Raw genomic sequence first — 25,685 nt, forward strand, 5'->3', positions numbered from 1 at the left:
GAGAACTCCACGCGGGTGACGTCCCTTCGGGAGACACCGCGGAACCGGCTTTGCCGGGCCGCTGGTGTCGCCCCCGGTGAGGGGGTTGGCGAAGCGACACGAAGTGCGCGAAGCCTGGGGGTGGTCATGATCTGATGGCCCAGAACGCGAGGTCCAAGCCGGGGAAATCGCCCGCGATGTGCATCGCGATGCCGCCCGATTGCTCGAGCTGGCGCCACAGGTCGCTGTTGCGCGTTTCGAGTTCGAAGTAGTTGGCGCCCGTGTGGAACGGAATCTGGCGCGGCGCCACCGGCATCGGCGTCAGCGTGACGCCCGGCAGCGCGAGGTTCACGAGGTCGCGGATGCGCTCGACCGGGCCGATCTTCACCTGCGTGGGAAAGCGCGCGCGCAGCGCCTCGCTCGGCATGTTCGCGTTCACCGCGAGCACGAAGGTCGCCTTGCGTTGCAGCTCGACGTCGGTGACCATCGCCACGCGCACGCCGTGCTTGCGGTCGTGCAGCTCGATGCGGATGGCCGACTGCTCGAACACCATCGACAGGCTGCGGCGCAGGTCGTCCATCACCGGGCGGAAGCTCAGCGCCAGGTCGTCGTGGATGTAGGGCCCGAAGCGCGTCACGCGGCGCGTGTCGCGAAAGCTCGCAAGGTCGCCGGCCAGCCCGAGCGCGTGCTCGAAGAAATGCTGCGGGTGCAGCATCGCACTCTTGGCGAGGTGCGCAAAGATCGCCTCGTTGCGGTTCACCGCCTGCAGCAACATGAAGTCGGCAATCTCGGCCACACCGCCCGTGCCGCCTTGGGTCATGCGCCCGGCCAATGCCTCGCCGCGCTGGCGCAGCAGGCCCAGCAGCTCGTCGAGCCAGGCGCGAATCACCGCATGGCCGGCCACGTCGAGCAGCGGCGGCAGCATCGCGCGATCGAGCTGCACCTGGTTGTCGACCCGGCGCTCGACCACGCGGGCCACGCCCAGGGTCGCCCACGCGTCGGTCGCTTCGCTGGCGCGCATCAGGCGCGTGTGGAGCTGGCCCAACTGCAGCATCGCGGTGCGCTCGCCGGCCGTGTTGGAGTCGGGCACGTCCGACTCCAGCACGCGGTGGCGCACCAGCTCTTCGTATTCTTCAGCGTCGGCTTCGCGCGCCCCGGCGCGGCGCAGCGGCAACGCCAGCACCACGGCTTCGTCGCGCATGGACGCAGGAATGTCGATGGGCTCGGGCAGCGGATCGACCGCCGGCATGTCGAACACCGTGCCGTCGCCGAAGATGCCCACCGCCCGCACCAGCGCCAGCTTGCCCAACGTGAGCGCCGCCGCGTCGATCTCGACTTCGGCGAAACCCCAGGCGTAGGGCGTGGTGGTGCGCAACAGCACATGCCGCGCATGATCGGCATGGCGCTCGCTCTGCTGCAGGTGCTGAGGCTGCAACAGCATCCCCTCGCTCCAGACCACTTTGGTTCGCCAACTCATCCGCACTCCGTCAACGGCAAGGGTGCCGGGAAGAAAGAAACACGAAGTTTCCGGCGCGGGGGGCTGCGGGCAAATCCGTCTAATGGCCTAGACGGTGGCGATTTGCGTACGGCAAAGGGAGTAGATGGCCAGGGAGAGCGCGTCGAAGGACACGGCCCGGGGAATGAAGCAGCGCCGCGGCGGCTTCAGCGAGGTGCGGCAGAACCGCGCAGCGCCTCCACCTGCGCCGCATACGCCTTCTCGATGCGCTGCAGCCGCTGCTCCCGCGCCGCATCGTTGACCCACGCCGCCGACAACGCGCGCTGGCGGCCCAGCTGGTACTCGAGCTTCGCTTCCGGCAGCAGCGCGCTGTCGTCCGCCGCGACGTAGCCGTACGCCGCGCGCAGGTTCTTCAGCACCTCGCGCTCGGCGTCGGCGCGCGGGCCCTTGCCCTTGCCGTAGCCGACCAGGAAGGCCTGCAGCTTCGCCTGGAACTCGGGCGGGTAGTCGCGGCGCACCACCATCGGTGCGCCGGGCGGCGGCTCGGACTCCCAGATCACCTGCAGCCGCGCGGCCTCGACCGGGAACTGCTGGCGGAAGCGCTCGAAGTCGGTGGTGTTGTTGGTGGCCACGTCAGCATCGCCGTTGGCCACGGCCAGCGCGGTGGCCTGGTGGGTGCCGACGAACTCGCTGCGAAAGCGCGTTTCCATCTCGATCTGGTTCGGCAGGAAGAGCTGGCTCTGCGGCACGATGAAACCGGTGACCGAGCGGCTGTCGCCGCGCGCGAGCCGCCAGCGTTCGGGCTGGGCCAGCAGGCCTTCGAGCGTGTTGAGCGGCCCGGTCTTGCGCGCCAGCAGCACGGCGCGGTGCTCGGGCATGCCGTCGCGCCGCGCGATCTGCGCCACCACCTTCATGCGCCGCTGCATGACGGCGTCGAGCGCCATCTTGGCCGAGAGAAAGGCCATGTCGATCTCGTCGCGGCCGATGGCGCGGTCGAGCTCTTCGTACGACGGCACCGAATACGCGCTGACGGGCAGGCCCAGCGCGCGGCTCATGTCGGCCATGAGCGGCGTCCACAAGGCGCGCGACTCGACGGTACCGCCCAGCGGCAGCACGCCGAAGCGCACTTCCTTGATCACCGGCGTGCCCTTGGCGGCCGGCGTCGGCGCGGGCTGCGCGCCCGCGGGCCATGGCGCCATCAGCGATGACGACAGGGCCAGCGCAAGCAGGGTCCGGCGGTTCAAGGGCTCACGTCCTTCAATACGGCGAGCTGCTCGGCATAGCCGCTCTCCAGGCGCTGCAGCCGCGCCTGCCGCGCCGCGTCGTTGACCCACTGCGCGGTCTTCGCGTTCTGCATGGCGAGCTGGTAGGCGAGCTTGGCGGCGGGCAGCAGCGAGCTGTTGTCGGCGGCCACGAAGCCCGCCAGGTCGTGCAGCGACTTGAGCACCACGCGCTCGGCGTCGCCGCGCGGTCCCTTGCCGCGGCCGTAGGCGACCAGGAAGGCCTGCACGCGCAGGCGCAGCTCGGGCGGGTATTCGCGGCGCACGACGATCTGCGCGTGCGGGATCAGCTCCGACTCCCACAGCACCTGCAGCCGCTGCGCCTCGGCCGGAAAGCGCAGCTTGAAGCGCTCGAAATCGGCCGAGTTGTTGGTGGCCACGTCGGCCTCGTTGTTGGCCACGGCCAGCGCGTTGGCCTGGTGCGTGCCGACCACCTCGCTCAGGAAGCGCGTCTCCATGACGATGTGGTTCGGCAGAAAGAACTGCAGCTGCGGCACGATGAAGCCCGACACCGACTGCCGCTCGCCGCGCGCCAGGCGCCAGCGCTCGGGCTGGTCGACGAGGTTTTTCAGCGTGTTGAAGGGCGGCGCCTTGCGCGTGAGCAGCAGCCCGCGGTAGCCGGGCAGGCCGTCGTGCCGCACGACCTGGGCCACGACCTTCATGCGCTTCTGGCTCACGGCGTCGAGCGCCATCTTTCCCGACAGGAACGCCATGTCGACTTCGCCGCGCTGGATGGCCTGCTCCAGCGCCTCGTACGAATTGACCGAGAGCACGCTCACCGGCCGCTGGATGGCGCGGCTGAGTTCGGCCAGCAGCGGGTCCCAGTCGCTGCGCGACTCGAAGGCACCGCCCAGCGGCAGGATGCCGAAGCGCACCGGCGCGTCCGCGGCGGGCGCCGCAGCCTGCGCCGCCGCCAGCAGCGGCAGCAGCAAGAGCCCCACGGCCAGCGCCAGGGCCGCACGGCGGCCGGTGCCGGGAAAACTGCCGAAACGACGCAAGAAGGCGTGCATGGAAGGAGCGGAAGACACGGGGCCCGCGGCGAGCCGGCGGGGTCTAACATGGGCGACGCGGACGCCATTACATCCCAAATGCGAGTCTTTCTCGTGATGTTTTTCCGGTCTTCCCTGTTCGGGGCCGTGGCCCTAAGCTCGCGCCCCATGCGTTCAAGGCCTTCATGAACTGGAACTTCCGCCTCCTGCGCGGGCTGGCCCGCCTCACCTTCGCCCAGCAGCTGATCCTGCTGGCGCTGGTGCCGGCCACGGCGGCCACGCTGGTGGCCATCGCGGTGCTCACGCGCCAGCACCTGGGCAACCTCACCGAACTGATGCGCGCCAACGCACAGACGGTGGCGCTGCAGGTGGCCACGGTGGCGCAGGCGCCGCTGTCGCGCATGGACCGCCGCGCGCTGGCGCGCACCGCGCAGACCGGCACCTACCAGCCGCACGTGCAGCAGGTGCAGATCTGGACGGAAGACGGCGAGATCGTCGCCAACTCCGAAACCGTCGATCGCCGCCGCGGCGAGGGCCTGCAGGTGGTGGTGCCGATCGTCAGCGACGACGGCCGGCACAACGGCAAGGTGATGGTCGAGATCGGGCTGGACGCGGTGCAGAGCGCGCGCCGCTCGGTCTGGCTCAACGTGGCGCTGGTGCTGGCCATGAGCCTGCTGGGCGTGGGGCTGGCGGGCTGGTGGGCGGCGCGTCGCATCAGCGAGCCGATCCGCGCGCTGGGCGAGGCGGTCGACCGGCTCGGCGCGGGCGAGGCCGCCAGCGTGGCGATCGAAGGCACGTCCGAAGTGCGCCATCTGCAGCACGGCTTCAACCAGGCGGCGCGCGCGCTCGCCGAAAGCCACCGGCTGCTGCAAAGCCGCATCAACGAGGCGACGGCCGAGCTGGCGCGCAAGAACCAGTTGCTCGAGGTGGCCAGCCAGGCCAAGACGCGGCTGCTGGCCGCCGCCAGCCACGACCTGCGCCAGCCGCTGCATGCGCTCACGCTGTTCTCCGACGGGCTGGCCAACGGCGAGACCGACCCGGTGAAGCTGCAGCGCATCGGCCACATCCGCGAGTGCGTGGATTCGCTCGACCGGCTGTTCTCGGAGCTGCTGAACCTGTCGCAGCTCGACGCCGGCGTGCTGCAGCCGCAGTGGGCCGACTTTCCACTCGACCGGCTGTTCGACGAGATCAGCCGCAACTTCCGCCCCGTGGCCGAGCAGCAGGGCCTGCGGCTGGTGGTGCGCAAGACCGAGCTGTGGGTGCGCTGCGACTACGTGATGCTCTCGCGCATCCTCAACAACCTGGTGTCGAACTCGCTGCGCCACACGGTCGAGGGCGGCGTGCTGATCGGCGCGCGCGCGCGTGGCAAGGGCGTGCGCATCGACGTGGTCGACACCGGCGTGGGCATTGCGGCGCACCACCAGGCGCGGGTGTTCGAGGAGTTCTACCAGGTCGAGCCGGCCAGCCGCAGCAACGCGCCCGGCGGCGCGCGCGGCATGGGCCTGGGGCTGGCCACGGTGCAGCGGCTGGCCGAGCTGCTGAACACGCGCGTCGAGCTCAGCTCGCGCCTGAACAAGGGCACCTGCGTGCGCGTGCAGGTGCGCGCCGCGCCCGCCGCGCTGCCGGCACCGGTGGCACCGGCCCCCGCGGCGGCCAGCGCCGACGACGAGAGCAACGGCGACAGCCTGACGGACCTGCGCATCCTCGTCATCGACGACGAGCGCACGATCCTCGAAGGCCTGAGCGTGGTGCTGTCCAACTGGGGCGCCACGGTGCTGGCCGCGCAGACGCGCGCCGAGGCGCTGGCGCTGGCCGACCACTGGGACACGCCGCCCGACGTGGTGGTGAGCGACCTGCTGCTGCAGGGCGGCGACAACGGCCTCGATGTGATCGCCGCGCTCGAGCGCCACCCGAACGGCATCGGCGCCGGCACCGCGCGCCTGCTGGTCACCGGCGAGACCAAGCCCGACCGCCTGCGCGAAGTGGCCGCCGCCGGCATCGCCGTGCTCTACAAGCCGGTGTCGCCGCGCGTGCTGCGCCAGGCGATCCAGGCGCAGCGCGCGGCCGCGCTGGTGATTGCGGCGGGCCTCTGACACGGTACCTTCCCGGTAGGCGCCGGGTAGTCCGTCGGACATAGACCAAGCAGCCGCCGCGGTGTGATCTTCCTCACACGCGCAGGCCCTCGCGCATGCGGGCATAAGCCCTCCGCCTTATCGCGGGAAACAGGGCGCGTCCTTACATTGGACCATTGCCTCTCGCTGCACAAAGCAGTCCATGTCCGTCGCTGTGAACCCTCCCATTCCGCTTTTCTCCGGAAGAGTGCACCGTGCTGTCCACGCGCTGCTGGCCTTCGGCCTCGTGCTGTGCCTGGCCGCCGCGCCGCGCGTGGCATCGGCGGCCACGCTGACGGTGCTCGTCGGCGACGACCAGGCCGCGTCGGCCGAGTTCGTGCAGCAGTTGCGCACGGGCCAACCGGCCTCCGGCAAGTTCGAACTCGTGCGCATCGGACCGGGCGCCACGGCCGCGGAACCGGCCAGCGCCGACACCGAGCCCGCCGCCAACACCGGCGTGCGCACGCGCAGCCTGCGCACCGCGAGCGACGCGGGCCTCACCGTGGCGGTGGGCACCGCCGCCGCGCGCGCCGCCCTCGAACGCCCCGGCGCCGAGCCGCTGGTGCTGGCGATGCTGAGCCGGCTCGACTACGAGACCCTGAAGACCGCCAGCCCCGCTGCCCTGCGGCGCGGCGACCGGCGCGTGGGCGTGCTGCTGCGCGACCCGGCCATGGCCGACCAGCTCGCGCTGGTGAACGCCGTGCTGCCGCAGAAGCGCCGCCTGGGCGTCATCGCCACGCCCGAATCCGAACCGCTGGTGCGCGAGCTGCAGCGCGCCGCGCAAGGCGCCAGCCCGGCCTGGGACCTGCAGGTCGAGATCGCGCCCGACGCCCGCTCGCTGGCCACCGCGCTGCGCGCGCTGGTGCCGCGCAGCGACGCCCTCATGGTGCTGCCCGACCTCATCGGCGACAGCCAGGCGGCCACGCTCTCGGTGCTGCATGCGGGCGCCGGCGCGGGCCTGCCGGTGTTCGGTGCCAGCGAAGGGCTGGTGCGCTCGGGCGGCTTGGCAGCGGCGGTCTCCACGCCCGGCCAGCTCGCGCAACAGGCGCGCCAGCTCGGACAGAAAGTGGCCAGCGCAGGCAGCACCGGCAACAGCAACAGCCCGCTGGTGGAGGCGGCCACGCCGGCCACCGTGCGGATCAACGCGACCGTGGCACGCGGGCTCGGCCTGCGTCCGCCGGAGGAACGGGAGCTCACCGAACGACTCGCAGCCCCGCGATGAGCACCACGCCGGTCCCTCCAGGCCCGCTGTCCCACCCGACGGCGGCGGGAGCGGCCACGGCGACCGAATCGCCACCGCCCCCGCCTCCTCCGGCCGCCGCTTCGCTCGTCGTGCGCGGCAACCTGCAGCGCGACCTGTTCCGCCTGGGCGTCGTGCCCTGCGCGGCGGTGGCGCTGGCGCTCACCGGCTGGTTCACGCACAACCGGCTGCAGACGCTCGAAGCCGCCTTCGACGCCGAAGGCCAGGCCGTCGCCAAGCAGGTGGCGGCGATGTCCGACCTGAGCCTGTACGCGGGCGACCTGCCGGCCCTGCAGAACGTGGCCTCGGCGGCGTTGCGCGGCGGACAGGTGACGCGCGTGGAGATCAGCAACAGCGCGGGCGTGTACGTCACGGCCGGGCCCAAGAATGAATCGCTCGCGCAGCTGCGCATGTTCAGCGCGCCGGTCACGCTGCGCGAAGCCTCGCGCGCCAGCGCCTTCGCGCCGGCCGGCTCCACCGCGGCGGGCGACACGCCCATCGGCCTGGTGCAGACCTTCCGCGACACCACCGCCTACACGCACGAGCGCAGCCGCTCGCTCATCGCCGGCATCGGCATCGCGCTGGTCGCGCTGCTGGCGGCCTGGGCCTCGGTGCGCCACATGGCGCGCACGGTGGCGCGGCCGCTGCGGCGCGTGTCGCGCACCGTGGCGGCGCTGGAGGCCGGCCACTTCGAGGTGCGCTGCGATGTGGTCGAAGGCGGCACGCGCGGCACGCACGAGCTGGCCGTGCTCGCACACGACATCGACCGCCTCGCCGAGCGCCTGCAATACAACCGCCAGGTGAGCGAGGAGCGCGTGCGCGAGGCCACCGCCGTCGCGCTGCAGCGCATGGCCGAGGCCGAGCAGGCCGCCCTGTCGCGCGCGCGCTTCCTGGCCGCCGCAAGCCATGACCTGCGCCAGCCGCTGCACGCCATGGGCCTCTTCATCGACGGCCTGCTGCCCAGCGCCACCGAGGCGCAGCGCCCGGCCGTGCTGCGGCTGCAGGAGAGCACCGGCTTCATGGGCGTGCTGCTGGACGACCTGCTGGAAATTTCGCGGCTCGACGCGCAGGTGCTCACGCCCGCCATCACGCGTGTCTCGCTGGCCGCGCTGTTCGACCAGCTCGACGCGCAGCACGCGCTCGCCGCCAGCGCGGCGCAAGTGCGGCTGCACTGGCGCGACCGCGGGCTGGCCGTGCGCAGCGACGCGGCGATGGTGCAGCGCATCGTCGGCAACCTGGTGGCCAACGCGCTGCGCCACGCACCCGAGGGCGGCACCGTGCTGGTGGCCGCGCGGCGCAGCCGGGCCGGCGTGCGCATCGAGGTGCGCGACAACGGCGTGGGCATCGCGCCCATCCACCAGGGCCGCATCTTCGAAGAGTTCTACCAGGTGGCCAACACCGAGCGCGACCGCCGCCGCGGCTTCGGCCTGGGGCTGGCGATCTGCGCGCGCATCGCCACCCTGCTGGGCACCCGCATCACCGTGCGCTCGGCGCTGCAGGCCGGCAGCACCTTCGCCTTCACGCTGCCGCCCGCGCGCAAGGCCGACGTCGCGCCGCCCGAGCCCGCACCGGTGGCACCGGCGCCGCTGGCCGGCCTGCGCTGCCTGGTGGTGGACGACGACCCCGCCATCCTCGACGGCACGCACGCGCTGCTCACGCAGTGGGGCTGCGAGGTCGAATGCGTCACCACCGGCGCCGAGGCGCTGGCGCGGCTGGGCACCGGCGACATCGTCTACGACGCCGTGCTGTGCGACCTGCAACTGGCCGGCGACGCCGACGGCGTGGAAGTGATCGATGCCGCGCGCCGCCTGCAGCCCGGCGCGCTCGCCGTGCTGGTGTCGGGCGCCACCGGGCCCGAGGTGCTGCAGCGGCTGCGCCACGGCGGCGTGACGCTGTTGACCAAACCGGTGGCGCCGGCCAAGCTGCGCGCACTGCTCACCACGCGGCGCCACGCGCCCGGCGCCTGAACCTGCATGTCCACTGCCATCGACCTGAAAGACGTCCGTCCCTTCGTCGCCACGCCCTGCCACGGCGGTGCGGTCGGCACCGAGTGCGTGCGCAGCCTGCTCGGCCTGGTCAACCTCGCGTGGACCCACGGCTTCGCGATGCAGACGCGCTTTCTCGACGGCGACAGCCTCGTCACGCGCGCGCGCAACCGGCTGGCCGCCGAGTTCCTGGCCGACCCGCGCTGGACGCACCTGTTCTGGATCGACGCCGACATCGGCTTCGAGCCCGAGGCCGCGCTGCGGCTGCTGGGCGCGGGCCGCGACGTGGTGGCCGGCGTGTACCCGCACAAGAGCGACGGCTGGCCCGAAGGCGGCCTGCGCGCGCCGCTGCCGGCCGGCACCACGCGCGCCGACTTCGAGGCGCTGCATGCGGCGTTCCCGGTCAACGCGCACGACGCGGGGGCGCGCGTGGACGCCGACGGTTTTCTCGAAGTGCTGGACGCGCCCACCGGCTTCATGCTGATCGCGCGCCGCGTGCTCGAGCAGATGGCGCAGGCGCTGCCCGAGCTGCGCTACACGCCCGACCGCATGGATGACCCGGTCGCCGCGGCGCGGCCGCACTACCGCTTCTTCGACGTGTTCGTCGAACCGGGCAACGGGCGCTACCTCAGCGAGGACTACGGCTTCTGCCGGCGCTGGCAGTCGATCGGCGGGCGCGTGCATGTCGACACGCGCTCGCAGCTGTCGCACCAGGGCCTGCGCACCTACCGCGGCGACTTCGCCAGAACGCTGGGGTTGGGCGGCTGAGCCGATTGCAGATCGGGCGGCAAGGTGCTGCGGTCGTAGTCGCGTTCTGGCGCGATGCGCACCAGCTGCAGGCCCGGTCCTTCTTCCGCGAGGTAGTCGTAGCCGATGCTCTGGAACTGCCGCGCCGGATCGAGCCGCGTGTACAGGTCGCGCCGCGTCACGCGGTCTTCGTGCCGGATGCTCTTCAGGTGATAGAGCCGGTAGCGGCTGTAGAACATCGGGCCGTGGCGCTGCGCGTCGTCGGGCAGCCACGGGCCGTGCAGTTCCGAGCTCGATTCAAACGAGATCTGCTGCGGCAACCGGAACAGCCGCGCGCGCGACTTGCGGCCCCATGGCCCGTCGCTGCGCCAGGCGTCGGGCGAATTCCAGAGCTCACACGACACGAGCGACAGGCTCGCGAGCTGGTTGTCGGGCAGCGAATCGACGGTCGCGTGCAGGTGGCGCAGGAACAGTTCTTCGTAGCGCTCGTCGGCATCGCACACCAGCACCCAGCCCGCGCCGTGGCGGCGCGCCGCTTCGAGCAGGCGGCGCTTGTTCTCGTTCTCGCGCCACACATGCGCGCCGTCGTCGCACGGCGGGTTCGACAGCAGCTCCAGCAGCATCGGTTCGCGCCGCAGGATGTCGGCGGTGCCGTCGGTCGAACCGTCGTCGAGCGCGACGATGCCGTCCACGTGGCCGCGCAGGTGGTCGAGGCAGCCCGGCAGACAGCGCGCTTCATTGCGCACTTGCAGCACGCAGACGATGCGCAGCCGCGACGTGAGACGCTGTGCGATCGGCGGGCGCGCGCACCGCGGGCAATGAAAGGCGCTGGGCTCGTGGTGCAGCAGGCGCGCGCAGACCTCGCACTGGCGGCGCGAGCCCATCGGCACCACGGGTGCGGCGGCCAGCCAATCCGGCGCTTCGGCGGGCCATGCGCGGGCGCTGTCGTCGCGTGCGATGCGCCCGAAGTCGCGGCCCCAGCCGGCATCACCCGCGCGCGCCTCGTGCGGCGTGCATTTGATCCAGTCGACGTCGCGGTCGAACTGCTCGCCGCCCGTGCGCGTTTCGTCCGACAGGTGCAGCAGGTGCGCGTCCGGGCAGGCCAGCAGCTGCCAGCCCGCCATCTCCAGGCGCACGCGCAGGTTGTCGTCGTCGCCGCCCCATTCTTCGAAGGATTCGTCGTAGCCGTGCACGGCCTCGAAGGCCTCGCGCGCGCAGCACAGCGAGCCGTAGAAGGTCTGCAGCAGCAGCTCGGGCGGCACCTGGCGCGCGAAGATGGCGTCGAGCGTGTCCGTGAGTTCGTCGAAACGCGCGAAGCCGACGCGGCCGACCGCCACGCCGCGCGCGTGCCCCATCGCGGCGTGCAGCAGCAGGGCCGGCGCATCGCCCACGTAGGCGGACTCGGGCGAATGGACCAGCACGAAGCGCCCCGCGCTGCCGCGCACGCCGGCGTTGATGGCCTTGCAGGGCGGGCGCCATGCATGTGCGACGTCGTTCACGAGCACCTTCCAGCGGGTCTGCGGAAAGCGTTCGACCAGCGCCAGCACGCCGGCTTCCTCGCCGGGCTCGTCGAGCGCGAGCACGACCTCGATGCCGGGTCGCGCCCAATACCCGGCATTCATCGGCAGCACGCGCTCGAAGTCGGCAAGCTTGCGGTAGAAAGGCAACACGACGCTGAGCCACGGACGGTTCGTGTCAGCCTCTCGACCTTCCGACGCCATGATGTTCACTGCATCGCTCCTTCAGCGATGACGCACCGGAGATGCCCATGCAAGGCTGCTACATCAACCTCAAGCGAAGCACCGAGCGCCGCGCCGCGATGGACGCGCAGTTGCAGCGGCTCGGGCTGACGAATGTCTGGCGACACGCAGCCATCGATGCGCAAACGCTTGCGCCAGGCAACACGGCGATCACACCCGGCGAGCGCGCCTGCTTTCTCTCGCACACCGAAGCCCTCACCCGCGCGAACCCCGGCGAGGCACTGCTGGTGCTCGAAGACGACGCACAGCTCAGCGAGGCCCTGCCGGCCGTGCTGCGCAGCGGCGCGCTCGCGCAGCTCGAAGCCGAGGGCTGCGACATCGCTTTTCTCGAATGCCAGCCCGTGACTTCGACGCAGCACCTGCTCGCGCTCTGGCACAGCCTGCAACGACGCCTGCCGCCGCAAGGAAGTGGCGCGCCGCGTCACGCGCTGTCGGGCATCGATTTCCTCGACGCCCGCACGCTCTACAACTGGGGTGCAGTCGCCTACGTCGTCACGCCGAAGGGCCTGCGCGTGCTGCCCGCGCTGCTGCAGGAGGCGATCACGCACGGGCCATTGCAACCGTACGACCTGACGCTGGGCAGCTTCCTGCGCGACGGCCGCCTGCAAGGCGTGGTGCTCTCGCCCTTCCTCGCCACGCCGGCATGGGGCAGCCATGCCGACAGCACCCTCGGCAGCCCCACGGAATCGGCAGCGCACGACGTGCTCGGCGGTGCGTTGCGGCGCCTGTTCTTCGCCGGCCCGCTCGAAGGCCTCGAGGCCCATGTCGCGCCGTGGCGCCACGCCCCGCTCACCGACGACCCGCAGCTGCGGCTGCTCGCGGACCTGATGGCGCAGCTCTTCGTGCTCACGGCCCGCGATCACGCGCCGCGTTGACACCTGCTCAAAAGTCCGAACAGCCGTTGCGCCGCTCGGTGTTCACGCAGCTCAGCAGGTTGGGCCGCGAGCGCACGCGCGACCATTCGCGCGCCAGCACGTCGGCGCCTTGCTGCGCGCGGTCGCCGTCCAACGGCCCGGTGGCCAGGCAGATCGGCGCCTGACCGATGTTCCGGTCGTACAGGTACGAGGTCAGCGGCTCGCGCACCACGTCCACCGAAGGCAAGAGCGGCAGGCCGCTCACGCGCAGCTGGCCCGGCACCACGCGCACGGCGTAGCCCTCGGCCGAGGTGAAGCTGCCGTTGATCGGGTACAGGCCCGTCGAGCTGCCCGGCAGCGCCGGCGAGAACATCGAGCCGCTGAAGCCCGCGCCGGTGTCGCCCAGGATCAGCCCCGTGATGCTGTAGATGAAGAACGGGTTGGGCGCGCCCACGGTGCGCGACGCGTCGGCGATCACGATGGTCGCGGTCGGCTGCTGCGCGTAGATGAAGTGGTTGTCGCCCGGCGTCACGCTCACGGTGCACAGGCCGAGGTAGGCGCAGTGATAGAAGTTCGGCAGCGGGCCCGAGCCGGCCAGGCCGCCGCGCGTTTCGCCGACCCAGGTGTCGGCCCACACGCGCCACAGCGCGCCCGAGATGCCGTGGCCGCCCGGGTTCTGGAAGCGCGCTGCCGCCACGAGGTCGGTGCCGCTGGTGCTGCTGACCGGCGCGCCCAGCGTGAGGTCGCCGCTCAGCGTGCGCACGAACACGGTGTTGGCGGCCATCGAGTCGGCCGAGGTGACCTGCGGCAGGTTGCCCGCCGCATCGAAGCCCGTGACCGACACCGGCCCGATGGTGACCGCGTTCGCGTCCACGTAGGCAAAGCCGCCGGCCGCGCCACCGCCGACCGTGGCCACGTCGTTGGCCGGATTGCGCAGATCGACACTGCCGTTGCGCGAGCGTGCGAGCAGCGTGCCCGCCGTGATCGTGCCCGCACCCGACTGGCTCACGTTGCCGCCCGACAGCAGCCCCAGCGTCGCGGCCGAGACCGGCGCGTTGAGCGCGATGCCGCCGCCACCGCCTTCGTTCTGCAGGGTGAGCGCGCCCGAGGTCGTGAGCGCGCCGGCCACCGTGATGGCGCCCGCGTGCGTGGTGCTGCCCGCGACGATGGTCGGCGCCGACAGCTGCGCGAACTCCGCGCCCGACACCGAGAAGCCGTTGACCGTCGGGCCGCCCAGCACGATGGGCGTGGCCGTGTCGTCCGATGCGACCATGTTGGCATCGACCCCGCCCGGGCGCAGGTCGATGGCGCCGGCCGCGACCACCGGCGCCTCGATCACGATCGAATCGCCGCTGCCGTCGTTGCTCGCGCGCAGCAGCACATTGCCGCTGCTGCGGATGCCCGGCAGCGCACCCGGCGCGGTCGGCGCACCGCCGGCCTGCAGCACGACACCGCGCCCGCCGTTCTGCGAACGGCCCGTGACCTCGATGTTGCCGCCGCCCGTGGTGACGAGCTGCGCGCCGTTCTCCAGCCGCACGCCGCTGTCTTCGGTCACGCCCGGCACCGACGGGTCGTTGTTGAAGTTGTAGCCGCGCACCGCGATGTTGCCGCTGCCGGTGGTGATGGAACTGCCGCCGTTGATGAGCACGCCGTGCGCCGCCGCGAAAGTGGACGAGGCCTGGCGCCGCGCCACGCCCTGCACCGTGACGTTGCCGCTGGTGGTGCTGATGGTGCTCGGCCCGATCTGGCCGCTGGTGATGACCACGCCGCTGTCCCACGTGGTCGAGGTGCCGCGGATGTCGACGTTGCCGGTGGCGCTGGCGATGCGCGCGCCCTGCAGCAGCACGTCGCCGCCTTCGATGCGCACGTTGCCGCCCGCGCCCGCGTCGCTCTGGCCGACGCGCGTGTCGACCTGCACGTCCTGCGTGAGCACCACGGTGCCGGTGGGCGCGCCGGGCTGGCCGCTGAGCAGCGACACGTTGCCGCCGTCGGTGACGACCTGCCCGCCGTTCAGGCGGATGAAGCCGCTGCCGGGCGTGCCCGTGCCCAGCGCGTTCATCGTCACGCTGCCGCCCTGCGTGAGGATGTTGCCCCCGAAGTCGATGAAGCCGCTGTTGCCCGAGGGCGTGCCGTCGGGGTTGACGCCCGCGTTCATCACCACGTTCAGGTCGTCGCCGCCGGTCGCGCGGATGGTGGTGCCGGGCGTGCGCGTCTGGATGCCGCTGGCGGCGTCCAGCTGCAGCGTGAGCGGGCCCTTGGAGCCGGTGTAGTTGATGTCGACGTCGGCGTCGAGCGTGATGACGCCGCCACCGCCCGTGCCGGTGCCGGTCGTGATCTTCACGCTGGTGCCACCGTTCAGCGCGGTGTTGATGTCGCCGTCCTGGATGGTCGAGTTGGCGACCGCGTCATAGGGGTTGGTCGGCAGCGTGCCCGCGGCCGTGCCGTGGGCGATGGTGAGGTCGAAGGGGTCGATGAACCACTGCCCCGCCGCGCCCACCGGTGCCGACGCGTCGACGCGCGCGCCGCGCAGGTCGAAGCGCCCGGCCGAGGTCTCGATGCGCCCGCCGTCGCCGCCGGCCACGCCGCCGCGCGCCGAGAGCTGGCCATGCGCGCGCAGCGACTCGGTCGCCACCACCTTGATGCTGCCGCCGTTGCCCGCGCCCGTGCCCGCGTTGGCTTCCAGGCGCGTGTTGCCGCCGACGGCGATGGCGTTGGTGGCCGCGATGTCGATGCTGCCGCCGCCGGTCGCGCCGCTGGCGTCCAGGCGCGCCACCGCGGGCGAGCCGTCGGAATTCGTGGCGCCGTCGATCAGCACGTTGCGCCCCTGCACCGAGATGCTGCCGCCCTTGCCGCTGTCGCTGGCCACCGAGGCCAGCGTGCCGACGCTGGTGCCCACGCCGGAGATGAAGGTGACCATGCGCATCGAGACGTCGGTGCCCTGGGCGTCGATGGCGATGGTGCCGCCGTCGGTGCGCAGCGCCGTCGGACGGTCGCCATCGACGGTCACGGCCACGCCGTAGGTGGGTGTGGTGGACGGCGTGATGATGATGTCGGGACTGCCGAGCGTGGCGCTGAAGCCTTCGCTGCCCGCGCGGCCGATCACGTCGATGCGCCGGCCCGCGCCGGCCGAGACCGCGCCCCGGATGGCGACGCCGTTGCCGCCACCGGCCGACATGTTCCCCGCCGCGAAGCCCGTGTCGGTGCGCAGGCCGTCGAGGTTGGCGCCCTGGCCTTCGATGCGCACGTCACGCTCGCCGGCCACGGTGGCGTCGTCGATGACGACCGCCGTGCTGGCGCCCACCGCGGCGCCGCCGATGTTGGAAGTCCAGGTCGGGCCCTGGCCCTTGATGCCGATGTCGCCCACCGACTTCAGCACCGCGCCGCTGCCGATGGCCACGCCGCTGCGCCCGTAGCCCGCGAGGCCGTCGAGCTGCAGGCCGCCGGCGCCCGCTTCGACCGTGCCGCCCGTGATCGACACGCCGTTGCTGCCGCGGAAGATGAAGTCGCTGTTGTTCTGGTCGTCGATCCAGGTGCGGCCCTGGCCGCGCATCGCGATGCGGCCTTCGCCGCCGGTGGTGACCTGGCTGCCGGCCAGCGTCACGCCGTCGCGCCACACGAAGTCGCCGGTGTCGCCGCCGAGCGGGACGATGCCACCGATGGCGCGGCCGTTCTGCGCGTCGCCCTGGCCGAAGAAGCGCACGTCGCCACCGTTGGCCGCGATGGTCGCGCCGGTCAGCACGATGGCGCCGGCAAAGTCGGTCTCCGCAGAAGGGTTGCCGCTGCTGTTGTTGATGTTCTTCGCGTTGGTGGCGACACGGCCGGTCGCGTCGGCGTTGAAGTCGACGTGCAGCGCGCCTTGCTGCGATGTGATGGCCGAGCCCTCGTTCATCACGATGCTGCCGGCCGAGTCGACGCGCAGCCGCGCCGTGCCGCCCTCGCTCTTGACGACCTGCACACCGGGCGCAAAGGTCACGCCCGCGCCGAGGCCGGTGCGCCCGCTCGCCAGCGTCACGTCTGTGCCGCGGCCCAGCGTGTCGCCGACACTGCCGGCGCTCACGGAGCCGCCGGTGAAGGCCGGCAGTTTGCTGTCATACGCCGGCACGTTGCCGGCCTCGACGATGCCTAGGTCGGACTGCTTCGCGCTCACGCGCCAGCTGCCGTTGGCGCCGCCTTGCGAACCGCCGCCCGCGTCGACGCGCACGGCCTGCACGCGCAATGAATCGGCCTCGTTGGAGATCGCACCGCCCTTGCCGGCGCCCGCACCGCGCGCGGTCATCTCGCCGTAGGCCTGCAGCCGCGACTCGCGCTCGGGCGCCGGATCGGCCTCGCCCACCAGGGCCTGGCCCTGGGCACTGGCCGTGGTGATCGTGCCGCCCGCGCCGCCCGTGGTGGCGTCGGCGCGCAGCACCGAGGTGGACGACAGCGCCACGTCGTAGCCGTGCACCGACACGCTGCCGCCGCCGGCCTGGCCGCTGGCGTCGATCACCGCGCGCTGGTCGCCACCGCCGGTGCCTTCGATGCGCACCTGCCCCGCCGCGATGCGGATGGTGCCGCCGTGCTGCCCCGCGCCCATGCCGGTGGCGTCGAGCGTGCCGCCGTTCATCTCGATGCGGTTGTTGCTGCCGGCGCCGAGCACGATCTCGCCGTTGACGTTCTCCAGCGTGCGCGCGCGCACCGTGCCCGACTGGTTCACCACCAGCTCGCCCGCCGTGGTGGAACTGCCGATGAGCATCACGCGCCCGCCGTCGGCCTGCAAGGTGGCACCCGCGGCGTTCACCACCTTGGCACTGGTGGCCATGGCATCGGCCGCGACCACGAGGTTCGTGAGCCCGTCGTTGCCCAGGTCGAAGCTGATCCTGCGGCCCGAGGCCAGTGCGACGGTGCCGCGGTTGGCGGTGATGCTGCCGGTGTTGGTCACCTCGGCGCCCATCAGCACCACGGGGCCACCGGTGGCGGTGAGCACGCCGGCGTTGCTCACCACCTTGGCGTTGGCGTCGTCGCGCAGGAAATCGAGCTTGGTGCTGGCAGCAGTGAGGAAGTCGTTGTCGGTGGTGTTCAGTGCCAGCGTGGAGGCCACGAGACCGCCTACGTTGACCGTCGCGCCCTGGCTGAACACCACGCCGCTCGGGTTGATGAGGAACACGCGCCCGTTGGCCGTGAGCTGGCCGGCGATGGTCGAGAGCTCGCCGCCCGTCACGCGGTTGAGCAGGATGCTGGACGCGCCCATCGACTGACTGATGTTGACCGCGTCCTTGGCACCGATGGAGAAGCTGTTCCAGTTGATGATCGCGCGCAGCGACGACTGCGAGATGCCCAGCGCCTGTCCGCCCACGCTGGTGGCCGACGTGGTGGTGCCCACGGTCACGCCGCCCTGCGTGGTGTAGCCGTTCGGGCCGAAGCTCGGCAGGATGGTTTGTGCCAGCGCCGGGGCCAGGCCCATGCAGGCAATCGAAAGCGCCAGCGGACGCAGCGGATGCCGGGGTTGGAAGGTGGTGCGGGGCTTCATGGTCAGAACGCCTTCTGCAGCTGCACGTACAGCCGCGGGTTGCGCCCGCCGCCGTCGGTCTGCGCGGGCGGTGTGCCGGCGCGCCAGGCGAGCGTGGCGTTGATCGAGAAGTTGCCCGGGCGCGACCAGCTCAGGCCGATGCCGTAGCCGCGCAGGCTGTGGGAGTTCTCGCCGTCGAAGGGCGAGGGATGGCGCGCGATGCGTCCGCGCGCCGCGTCGTAGAACAGGTAGGGCGTGATCTCGTCGGTCGCGGCCCAGCGGTATTCGAAGGTGCCGATCAGGCCCTGGTCCACCAGCAGTTCGCCCGAGGGGTAGGCGCGCACCGCGCGCGCGCCGCCGAGCGCGAGCTTTTCGGACGCGTCGAGGTTCTTGCTGGCCCACTGCCCGCCGACCGAGAAGTACAGCGAGTGGCGCGGCACGATGGCCTGCAGGCGCGACACCTGGAAGCTCAGCTTGGTGAAGCCGCCTTCGGTGTGGCGTCCGCCGAACTGCTGGTCGGACTGGAAGCTCTGTGCGTCGCGGATCGACAGGTCGCCGTGGTACAGCGTGCCCGAACTGGCCCAGTAGCCGCCGCCGAGCACCTCGTCGCGCCGCTCCCAGGCCCAGCCGATGCCGAAGCCCTGCACGCGCTTCTTCGCCGTGAAGTCGACGCCGCGCAGCTCGTCGGTGAGGTCCTTCACGTCGGCCGTGAGGCGCAGGAACAGGTTCTGCTGGCGCTGGCGGATCAGCGGGTAGTTGAGCGACACGTCGAGCACGTCGGCGCGGCCGCGCGCGTCGAGGTCGACGAACTTACCGCCCAGGTCGTAGCTCACGCGCGAGATGCCGATGCCCGCGCGCAGGCCGCTGGTGCCCAGCGGCGCCTCGTAGGCCACGCGGCCGTACTGCAGCGCGTTGCTGTTGGACAGCAGCAGGCGCGCATCGAGGTTGTCGCCGATGCCGAAGGGGCTGAGCCAGCGCGCCGTGCCGCCCACGCGGTAGCGCCCTGCCTCCTTGGTGCCGTGGTTGTCGGCCTCGGCCGAGAAGGCCCAGCGCGCGCCGGCCTCGACCTCGACCGACAGGTCGGTGGTGCCGGCCTGCGCGCCTTCCTGCAGGCTGGACGACACCTTGAGGCCGGGCTGGTCCGACAGCAGCAGCATCGCGCGCTCGTAGGCCGGCGCGTTCACCGCCTCGCCGGGTTGCAGCGCCGCCAGGAAGCCGCGCACGCGCGCCTCGCTGATGGGCGCCTCGGGCGCGACCAGCACGTCGACCTTGCCGAGCCGGCCTTCGATGATGCTGATCTCGACGATGCCGTCGCGCACGGTCTGCACCGGCACCACGGCCTGCGCGAGGAAGTAGCCGCGCTCCTTGTAGCGCGTGGTGATGGCCTGCGCGAGGCCTTCGAGGTCGCCGAGCGTGACGTCGCGGCCGATGTAGGGCGCGGTGATGGTCTGCAGCTCTTCGTTGCTCAGCGCCTTCACGCCGTTCAGGCGCAGGTCGGTGAGCTTGAAGCTGCCCGCGGCGGCGCGCTGTGGCGGCGCGGGCAGGGTCTGCGGGGCGACGGCGCCGGTGGCCTGTGCGACGGGGCGGTCGCAGCTGCCGCACGGGTCCTTGGTGGGCAACAACGTGGCGGCTTCCTGCGCATGGGCGCGGGGCATGGCGACCCACAGCGTGGCGCCGACGAGTGCAGTCGCCGCGATGGCGATCGGCGTCGGCCGTGGACGAAGGCGGATCGCAGGGGCCATGGCAGTGCTTCTTTGCAGGAGGGAGCGTGGCGAAGACATGGTCAGCTTCCCACGGTGAGGCGCCAGTTGCCGATCAGGTTGAACGGCGCCCAGAAGAAGGGGTGGGACATCTTGGGGTCCTTCAGAACGGCCAGTTGTCCGGCCTGCATGGCCTTCTGGATGTCGCGGCCCTTGGCGAGCTCGCCGTAGAGCGTGCCCATGAGCACGGCGGTGGCGTCGTCCGACACCGGCCACAGCGAGGCGATGAGGCTGGAGCTGCCGGCCGAGAGGAACGAGCGCGTGAAGCCCAGCACCTCGTCGCCCTGCGCGATGCGTCCCAGGCCCGACTCGCAGGCCGACAGCGTGACCAGCGCCGTACCGTCCATCGGCAGCGCCAGGATCTCGTGCGCTTCGAGAAAATTCTGCTTGCCGCCTTCGTTGGCCAGCAGGATGCGCGAGTACAGCGGATCGACCTCGTCGGCCTCGGCGTGCGCCGCCACGTGCATCAGCGGCGAGCGCGAGGCCACGTCGCGGAACTGCGTCTTGGTGGCGGCCGCGCCCATGTACACCGTGTTGCGCGGGAACAGCTGCGCGAGCTGCTTGACCTCGGTCTCGGCGCCGGGCAGGTCGTACTTGTCCTCGATGCGCGGATTGCCGAAGGCCGTGAGCGACGCGTTCACGCGCGGCGTGCGCTGCGCCAGCTGCACCGCGATGCTGATCGACGGCGCCACCGACACCGGGTGCGTCTCGATGAGGTAGCGCCCGTCCAGGCGCAGCGCCTGGAACGGCAGGTAGTGCAGCGGCCCGTGCGGCACCACCACCACGCGCTGGCCCGGTGCCAGGCCCAGCGGGCCGAGCAGCGCGGCACCCAGCTTGTCGGCGTTGGTGATGGCGGCGCGGCGACCGCGCACGATCGAGTTGCGGAAGGTCTCGACGAGTTCGGTGAGCTCGTCGCGCTTCACCGCGATGCGCTTTTCGACGATGCTGTCCGGCCCCACGACCCAGACCATCAGACGGTCGGGCAATGCGTGGTACTGCACCACGCGCTCGTCGGCCGCCAGCGTGCGCTGCAGCGCCGCCACGCCGACCGTGCCGGCCGACGACTCGCTGAGCTTGGCGCGGCCACGCACCGCGTCGAGCAGCGCGCGCGAGCGGCTGTGCTCGCTCACCTCGAAAGCGCGCTGCGGATCGCCCGCTTCGCTGTACACCGCCACGCCGCGCTCGAACACCGACTGCAGGTCGGAGAACAGGCCCATCTTCACTTCTTCGCTGCGAAAGCGCGCGCGCACCTGGTCGACATCGGCCAGCGCGCGGCCCGCGGCCTCGGCGGCGGCCTGCTTCTGGCCCAGCGCGAGTTCGCTGCGCGCCACGCCGTCCCAGGCCCAGAGCCGGTAGTAGGCGGTGTCGGTGCCGACCTGGCGCGTGGTGAGCGCGCGGTACTTGTCGCGTGCCTCGGCCGGCTTGTTCTCGGCCAGCAGCAGGCGGGCGCGTGTGCGTTCGAGCTGCGCGGCCAGCGGCGCTTCGCGCGGCTCGGCCATGTCCCCGAGCACCTGGCGTGCGCGTGCCGCGTCACCCGATTCGATGAGCGCGTTGACCAGCGAGGCCTGCACCAGCGGCGCATAGCGCGGCGAGCTGTTGGCCAGTGCCTCGTCGTAGCTGAGCACCGCGCCAGCGAAGTCGCCGCGCCGCGTGCGCACGTCGCCGATCACCTTCTGCACCGGGCCGACCACCAGCTTGGGGTCGCGCGCGGTGTGGCGCAGCGCTTCGCGCGCGAACTCCTCGGCCTTCTCGAGCTGGCCCGAGTAGCTGTAGACGATCGCCAGGTCGCGGTTGGCCACGGCGCGCAGGTTCGGGTCGCTGGTGGCGTTGGCCAGGTGCAGCGCCTTGCTCGCGGCGCGCACGCTCTGGCGGAACTCGCCCGCCTCGGCCAATGCGACCGCCTGGCTGCAGTATTGATAGCCCGAGAGCTTGACCGCGTCCTGGCCGTAGAGCACCGCGCCTTCGCTGGTCAGGGCCAGCAGCGTGTCGGTGTCGGCCAGCCGCGCCTGCGCCATCCGGTCGGCCGCGGCCTCGGCATTCGGGCCGCCCGCCGCAGCGGCGGGAGTTGCAGGTGGTGGCGCCGGACGTTGTGCCAGCGCCGAAGGACCGCCGGGGCCCAGAAGCAGCACACCCATCAGGCCGACCGCACCGGCAAGACCGGCACGGCGACGCGCCGGATGCGCACATCCCCATCTCGAAAACCACGCCATTGAACCCCCTCGACCCATGCACTCGCTGCCGCGAACGCTCGACGCCGCGGGAGTGCGCGCCGTTCAGGCCTCGTGGGAAAGTCTAGGAGCGGGTGTTCACCTCGCCTATTCGCAATACGGTCTAGCGCAAATGGCGTAGAGCCGGTTCACGCTAGGCGGGCACGCTGTCGATGTTGAGTCGGTCCCAATGCCGGTGCTTCGCAATCGCCGCAATGAAGTCGTGCGCGATCTGCGTCGCCGCCGTGGCGTCGCCCAGGTTCGTGACGGGCGTTTCGGCCACCACCACGCCGGCCGGCGCCTCGCCCTCGGGCGTGACGCCCAGCGTGGCCAGCAGTTGCACGCCCTCGCCCACCGCGCAGATCGCCTTGCAGTGCTTGTAGGCCTCGAGCACGAAATGCACGGCATCGCCCTGCGCCGCGAGCGCGGCGGCGCCCTCGGCACCGGCGGGCACGAGCACGGCGTCGAACAGCACCGAGGCGGTGTTCGTGAAGGTCATGTCGACGTCGATCTGGCGCTTCGAAGCACTGGCCACGGTGCCGAGCTTCGGGCCCACCACCTTGCACAGCACGCCCACCTGCTCGAGCGCGTCGCGGATGGGCTTCAGCGAGGCCGAGTCGACGCCGTCGGCCACGAGGATCGCGACCTTGCGCGTGCGCACCACGCCGTCGGCGCTGCCGTCGCTCATGCGCAGCGCGGGCGACTCGTCGATGGGCAACTCGATGCGGTGTTCGCGAAAGCCCGAGTACCCTGCGGCCGCTTTCGCGTCGGGCTCGCCGATGCCCAGCGGCTCGGCCACGCGGCGTGCGAGTTTCTCGTCCACGTGCGCAAGGTTGTCGACCATGCGCTGGCGGATCGCGGGCACTTCGAGCTTCGAGAGTTCGAAGCGGAAGGCCGCGACGATGTGTTCCTTCTCGGCCATGCTCTGGCTGTTGAAGAACAGGCGCGCCTGCGTGAAGTGGTCGTCGAACGACGGGCTGCGGCGCCGCACCTTCGGCGATTCGATCTCTTCGGGGAACGACTGGAAGCCGTGGCTGCCGCCATCCACGCGGAACTCGGTGCCGCTGCCCAGCGTGTTGGGCTCGTAGGCGACCTGGCCGCGCGCGATGGTCTGGCGGTGCATGCCGTCGCGCTGCATGTTGTGGAACGGGCACACGGCCTTGTTGATCGGCAGCTCGTGGAAGTTGGCGCCGCCCAGGCGCGAAATCTGCGTGTCGGTGTAGCTGAACAGGCGCCCCTGCAGCAGCGGGTCGTTGCTGAAGTCGATGCCCGGCACGACGTGGCCCGGGTGGAAGGCCACCTGCTCGGTCTCGGCGAAGAAGTTGTCGGGGTTGCGGTTGAGCACCAGCTTGCCGATGCGCTGCACGGGCACCATCTCTTCGGGGATCAGCTTGGTCGGGTCGAGCAGGTCGAAGCCGAGCGACTCGGCCTTGTCGGGCGCGATGAGCTGCACGCCGAGTTCCCACTCGGGAAAGTGGCCCTGCTCGATGGCTTCCCAGAGATCGCGGCGGTGGAAGTCGGGGTCCTTGCCGGCGATCTTCTGTGCCTCGTCCCACACGAGGCCGTGCACGCCGAGCTTGGGCTTCCAGTGGAACTTCACGAAGTGGCTCTCGCCGCGCGCGTTGACGAAGCGAAAGGTGTGGACGCCAAAGCCTTCCATCATGCGCAGGCTGCGCGGAATGGCGCGGTCGCTCATGGCCCACATCAGCATGTGGGTGCTCTCGGGCATGAGCGAGGCGAAGTCCCAGAAGGTGTCGTGCGCGCTCGCGGCCTGCGGCATCTCGTGGTGCGGCTCGGGCTTCACGGCGTGGATGAGGTCGGGAAACTTCATCGCGTCCTGGATGAAGAACACGGGGATGTTGTTGCCCACGAGGTCGTAGTTGCCCTCGCGCGTGTAGAACTTGACGGCGAAGCCGCGCACGTCGCGCACGGTGTCGGCCGAGCCGCGCGAGCCGGCCACGGTCGAAAAGCGCACGAACACGGGCGTCTTCGCATCGGGGTCCTGCAGGAAGTCGGCGCAGGTGTACTGCGACATCGACTGGTAGACCTGGAAGTAGCCATGCGCCGCCGAGCCGCGCGCGTGCACGGCGCGCTCGGGAATGCGCTCGTGGTCGAAGTGCGTGATCTTCTCGCGCAGGATGAAGTCTTCGAGCAGCGTCGGCCCGCGCACGCCCGCCTTGAGCGAGTTGTGGTTGTCGGGAACCTGCAGGCCCTGGTTGGTCGTCAGGTGCGTGGGGTGCTCGGTGGTGAAACCCTCGAGCTGCAGCTGCTTGGCGTTGGCGCCGTCACCGGTCTTGGCGGTGCTGGCGCGGCGGCCTGCGGCGGCCTTGTTCTGGGGGGACATCGGGGTTCTGGGCATCGATGCGGGTCGGCTCAGCCGGCCTCGTTGCTGTTGCCGCTGCCGATGAAGATGTCGAGCACGTTCACCACGGCGATCAGGCCAATGCAGGCGGTCACGGCAGCCACCGCCCAGATCAGGATGTCGTCGCCCCAGGTGCCCATGAGCGAATCGAACAGTGCCGAGATTTCCATGATGTTTTTCCCTCCGAGAGAAGCGGGGCCGCAAGCCGGCAAATCCGCAAAGAGGAAGCTTAGGTGGGGCCCGGTGCGCGGGCCGTAGTGGCCGCCCCTCCCCGTCTGTGGGAGAAGGTGGGCGTCACCGGTAGGAGGGCGCCGACAGGCGCGAGCCTCAGACGGTCGGGTCGAGCACGCGCTCGCTGGGCCGCGCGAAGTAGAACCACTCGGCGCCCGGCAGCGCCATCGCGTTCGGGAACACGATGAAGCCGTCGTCGGGCGCGCTGACCAGCGTGCCGTCGTGCCGCATGCCCACGGGTTCGCCGCGCTGCACGGGGTCGAAGGTGGCCCAGTCGCGCACGAAGCTGTCGTCCTCGTGCAGGCGGTCGGTCACGCTGGCCAGGCGCAGCAGCTGGGGTGGCTGCGGGGGCGCGGCCGACAGGCCCGGCGGCAGCGCCGCCATGCCCAGCAGCGCGAGCGTGCGGCGGATGGCCGCCCACGCCACCTGCGGCGCCTGCGGGTCCTGGTGCTGGCCGCATTCGAGCGTGACGCCGTAGCCGCCGCAGCTGCGGATGTACTCGTTGGTGCCGCGGCCGAAGTCGATGGCGGCCTCGTCGACCGCCGCGCCGCGCTGCGCGAGGCCGGCGGCGTAGATGTCGAGCCAGCCCTCGACGACGATGGGCGTGCCGATGTGCAGCGCGAGCCGGCCTTCTTCCTGCGCGCGTGCAAAGGGTTCGAGGCTGCCGCTGTTGTCGCGCGGGCCGATCATGGCGAAGGCCTCGCCCTCGCTCTGGAAGGAATGCAGGTCGAGCAGCACGTCGTGGCGCGCGATCACGGGCGCCAGCCGGTTGGTGATGCGGGCCTCGTAGTCGGCCGGCGTCTCGCTCGGCCGGAACAGGCGATTGAGGTTGCGCTGGCCCTCGCGCTGCAGGCGCCGCCGCGCGAGCGGGTTGGCCACGGGCACGAGCGTGAGTTCGCCGCGCAGCAATTGCAGTTCGCCGGCATCGAAGTCGGCCAGCACGCGCTGGATGCCCTCGGTGCCGCAGGTCTCGTCGCCATGCACCCCACCGATCACGAGCAGGCGCGGGCCGGGGTTCAGCGACGCGAACGCATGCAGGCGCAGGCTGTCGGTGGCGGTCGCGGCGTCGTCGAAAAGCGGGGTGGGCATGCGGGCGATTATGCGGAGGCGACTGTGGCCGCGCAAAAGACAAAACCCCGGGATGCGGCGGGCGCGCAGCGCGAACCTACAGCCGCGCCCCCGCCTGTCCTACTGCCCCGTGGCGGGGCGCCGCGCAAGCTGGCGCCAGACCCGAACTTT

The 25,685-nt window shown here is 71.4% G+C and carries 15 protein-coding genes; 5 read left to right on the top strand and 10 right to left on the bottom strand.

The window, feature by feature from the left end; genetic code table 11:
- Window positions 1-124 precede the first annotated feature (124 nt).
- The 3 genes from tssK to phnD (AC1RLW_RS23675) form a co-directional block, all read right to left on the bottom strand.
- Window positions 125-1,456, bottom strand: coding sequence for a type VI secretion system baseplate subunit TssK (gene tssK / locus AC1RLW_RS23665; protein WP_095743395.1), 1,332 nt, complete (start codon window positions 1,454-1,456; stop codon window positions 125-127).
- Window positions 1,457-1,641: 185 nt separating this feature from the next.
- Complete coding sequence (gene phnD / locus AC1RLW_RS23670; protein WP_493195385.1) at window positions 1,642-2,679, bottom strand: phosphate/phosphite/phosphonate ABC transporter substrate-binding protein; 1,038 nt, start codon at window positions 2,677-2,679, stop codon at window positions 1,642-1,644.
- Window positions 2,676-3,725: a phosphate/phosphite/phosphonate ABC transporter substrate-binding protein gene (gene phnD / locus AC1RLW_RS23675; protein ID WP_159273669.1), complete on the bottom strand. Its 1,050-nt coding sequence runs from the start codon at window positions 3,723-3,725 to the stop codon at window positions 2,676-2,678. Before phnD (AC1RLW_RS23675) ends, phnD (AC1RLW_RS23670) begins: the two co-directional genes overlap by 4 nt.
- Before the next feature lie 164 nt (window positions 3,726-3,889).
- On the opposite strand from phnD (AC1RLW_RS23675), the gene AC1RLW_RS23680 reads away from it, so the two are divergent.
- The 4 genes from AC1RLW_RS23680 (at window position 3,890) to AC1RLW_RS23695 (ending at window position 9,808) form a co-directional block, all read left to right on the top strand.
- A complete protein-coding gene (locus AC1RLW_RS23680; RefSeq protein ID WP_493195386.1) occupies window positions 3,890-5,797 on the top strand; it encodes an ATP-binding response regulator in 1,908 nt (635 codons plus the stop codon).
- A 226-nt stretch (window positions 5,798-6,023) separates the two neighbouring features.
- On the top strand, window positions 6,024-7,037 hold the full coding sequence (locus AC1RLW_RS23685; protein ID WP_493195387.1) for an ABC transporter substrate binding protein: 1,014 nt from the start codon (window positions 6,024-6,026) through the stop codon (window positions 7,035-7,037).
- Complete coding sequence (locus AC1RLW_RS23690; protein WP_493195388.1) at window positions 7,034-9,022, top strand: hybrid sensor histidine kinase/response regulator; 1,989 nt, start codon at window positions 7,034-7,036, stop codon at window positions 9,020-9,022. Before AC1RLW_RS23685 ends, AC1RLW_RS23690 begins: the two co-directional genes overlap by 4 nt.
- Before the next feature lie 6 nt (window positions 9,023-9,028).
- A complete protein-coding gene (locus tag AC1RLW_RS23695; protein ID WP_493195389.1) occupies window positions 9,029-9,808 on the top strand; it encodes a hypothetical protein in 780 nt (259 codons plus the stop codon).
- Here the strand turns inward: AC1RLW_RS23695 and AC1RLW_RS23700 are convergent.
- On the bottom strand, window positions 9,766-11,508 hold the full coding sequence (locus AC1RLW_RS23700) for a galactosyltransferase-related protein (protein ID WP_493195585.1): 1,743 nt from the start codon (window positions 11,506-11,508) through the stop codon (window positions 9,766-9,768). The genes AC1RLW_RS23695 and AC1RLW_RS23700 overlap by 43 nt on opposite strands.
- Window positions 11,509-11,555: 47 nt before the next feature.
- On the opposite strand from AC1RLW_RS23700, the gene AC1RLW_RS23705 reads away from it, so the two are divergent.
- Window positions 11,556-12,422, top strand: a complete 867-nt coding sequence (locus AC1RLW_RS23705) for a glycosyltransferase family 25 protein (RefSeq protein WP_493195390.1) — start codon at window positions 11,556-11,558, stop codon at window positions 12,420-12,422.
- Between the two features lie 7 nt (window positions 12,423-12,429).
- On the opposite strand, the gene AC1RLW_RS23710 is transcribed toward AC1RLW_RS23705, so the two are convergent.
- From AC1RLW_RS23710 to AC1RLW_RS23735, 6 genes are all read right to left on the bottom strand, one after another.
- Window positions 12,430-17,907 carry a two-partner secretion domain-containing protein gene (locus tag AC1RLW_RS23710; protein WP_493195391.1) on the bottom strand — a complete coding sequence of 1,826 codons (5,478 nt, stop codon included), beginning with the start codon at window positions 17,905-17,907 and terminating at the stop codon, window positions 12,430-12,432.
- Between the two features lie 2 nt (window positions 17,908-17,909).
- On the bottom strand, window positions 17,910-19,628 hold the full coding sequence (locus AC1RLW_RS23715; protein ID WP_493195392.1) for a ShlB/FhaC/HecB family hemolysin secretion/activation protein: 1,719 nt from the start codon (window positions 19,626-19,628) through the stop codon (window positions 17,910-17,912).
- Between the two features lie 41 nt (window positions 19,629-19,669).
- Window positions 19,670-21,781 (bottom strand): CHAT domain-containing protein, encoded by a 2,112-nt coding sequence (locus AC1RLW_RS23720; RefSeq protein WP_493195393.1) that lies wholly within the window; start codon window positions 21,779-21,781, stop codon window positions 19,670-19,672.
- Window positions 21,782-22,007: 226 nt separating this feature from the next.
- Entirely contained in the window at window positions 22,008-24,197 is a 2,190-nt protein-coding gene (locus AC1RLW_RS23725) for a catalase (RefSeq protein WP_159278722.1), read from the bottom strand.
- A 29-nt stretch (window positions 24,198-24,226) separates the two neighbouring features.
- The gene (locus AC1RLW_RS23730; protein WP_167394958.1) at window positions 24,227-24,385 is read right to left on the bottom strand and encodes a hypothetical protein; all 159 of its coding nucleotides are present in this window, start codon (window positions 24,383-24,385) and stop codon (window positions 24,227-24,229) included.
- A gap of 157 nt (window positions 24,386-24,542) precedes the next feature.
- Window positions 24,543-25,535, bottom strand: a complete 993-nt coding sequence (locus tag AC1RLW_RS23735) for a succinylglutamate desuccinylase/aspartoacylase family protein (protein WP_493195394.1) — start codon at window positions 25,533-25,535, stop codon at window positions 24,543-24,545.
- Window positions 25,536-25,685 lie beyond the last annotated feature (150 nt).

It is taken from the genome of Variovorax sp. GW822-FHT04A09 (assembly GCF_058801005.1).

Excerpts from the sequence above, each read along its gene's own strand:
- tssK (WP_095743395.1), bottom strand. The coding sequence starts at position 1,456 with ATGAGTTGGCGAACCAAAGTGGTCTGGAGCGAGGGGATGCTGTTGCAG.
- phnD (WP_159273669.1), bottom strand. The coding sequence starts at position 3,725 with ATGCACGCCTTCTTGCGTCGTTTCGGCAGTTTTCCCGGCACCGGCCGC.
- AC1RLW_RS23680 (WP_493195386.1), top strand. The coding sequence starts at position 3,890 with ATGAACTGGAACTTCCGCCTCCTGCGCGGGCTGGCCCGCCTCACCTTC.
- AC1RLW_RS23690 (WP_493195388.1), top strand. The coding sequence starts at position 7,034 with ATGAGCACCACGCCGGTCCCTCCAGGCCCGCTGTCCCACCCGACGGCG.
- AC1RLW_RS23695 (WP_493195389.1), top strand. The coding sequence starts at position 9,029 with ATGTCCACTGCCATCGACCTGAAAGACGTCCGTCCCTTCGTCGCCACG.
- AC1RLW_RS23700 (WP_493195585.1), bottom strand. The coding sequence starts at position 11,508 with ATGGCGTCGGAAGGTCGAGAGGCTGACACGAACCGTCCGTGGCTCAGC.
- AC1RLW_RS23705 (WP_493195390.1), top strand. The coding sequence starts at position 11,556 with ATGCAAGGCTGCTACATCAACCTCAAGCGAAGCACCGAGCGCCGCGCC.
- AC1RLW_RS23710 (WP_493195391.1), bottom strand. The coding sequence starts at position 17,907 with ATGAAGCCCCGCACCACCTTCCAACCCCGGCATCCGCTGCGTCCGCTG.
- AC1RLW_RS23715 (WP_493195392.1), bottom strand. The coding sequence starts at position 19,628 with ATGGCCCCTGCGATCCGCCTTCGTCCACGGCCGACGCCGATCGCCATC.
- AC1RLW_RS23720 (WP_493195393.1), bottom strand. The coding sequence starts at position 21,781 with ATGGGTGTGCTGCTTCTGGGCCCCGGCGGTCCTTCGGCGCTGGCACAA.
- AC1RLW_RS23725 (WP_159278722.1), bottom strand. The coding sequence starts at position 24,197 with ATGTCCCCCCAGAACAAGGCCGCCGCAGGCCGCCGCGCCAGCACCGCC.
- AC1RLW_RS23730 (WP_167394958.1), bottom strand. The coding sequence starts at position 24,385 with ATGGAAATCTCGGCACTGTTCGATTCGCTCATGGGCACCTGGGGCGAC.
- AC1RLW_RS23735 (WP_493195394.1), bottom strand. The coding sequence starts at position 25,535 with ATGCCCACCCCGCTTTTCGACGACGCCGCGACCGCCACCGACAGCCTG.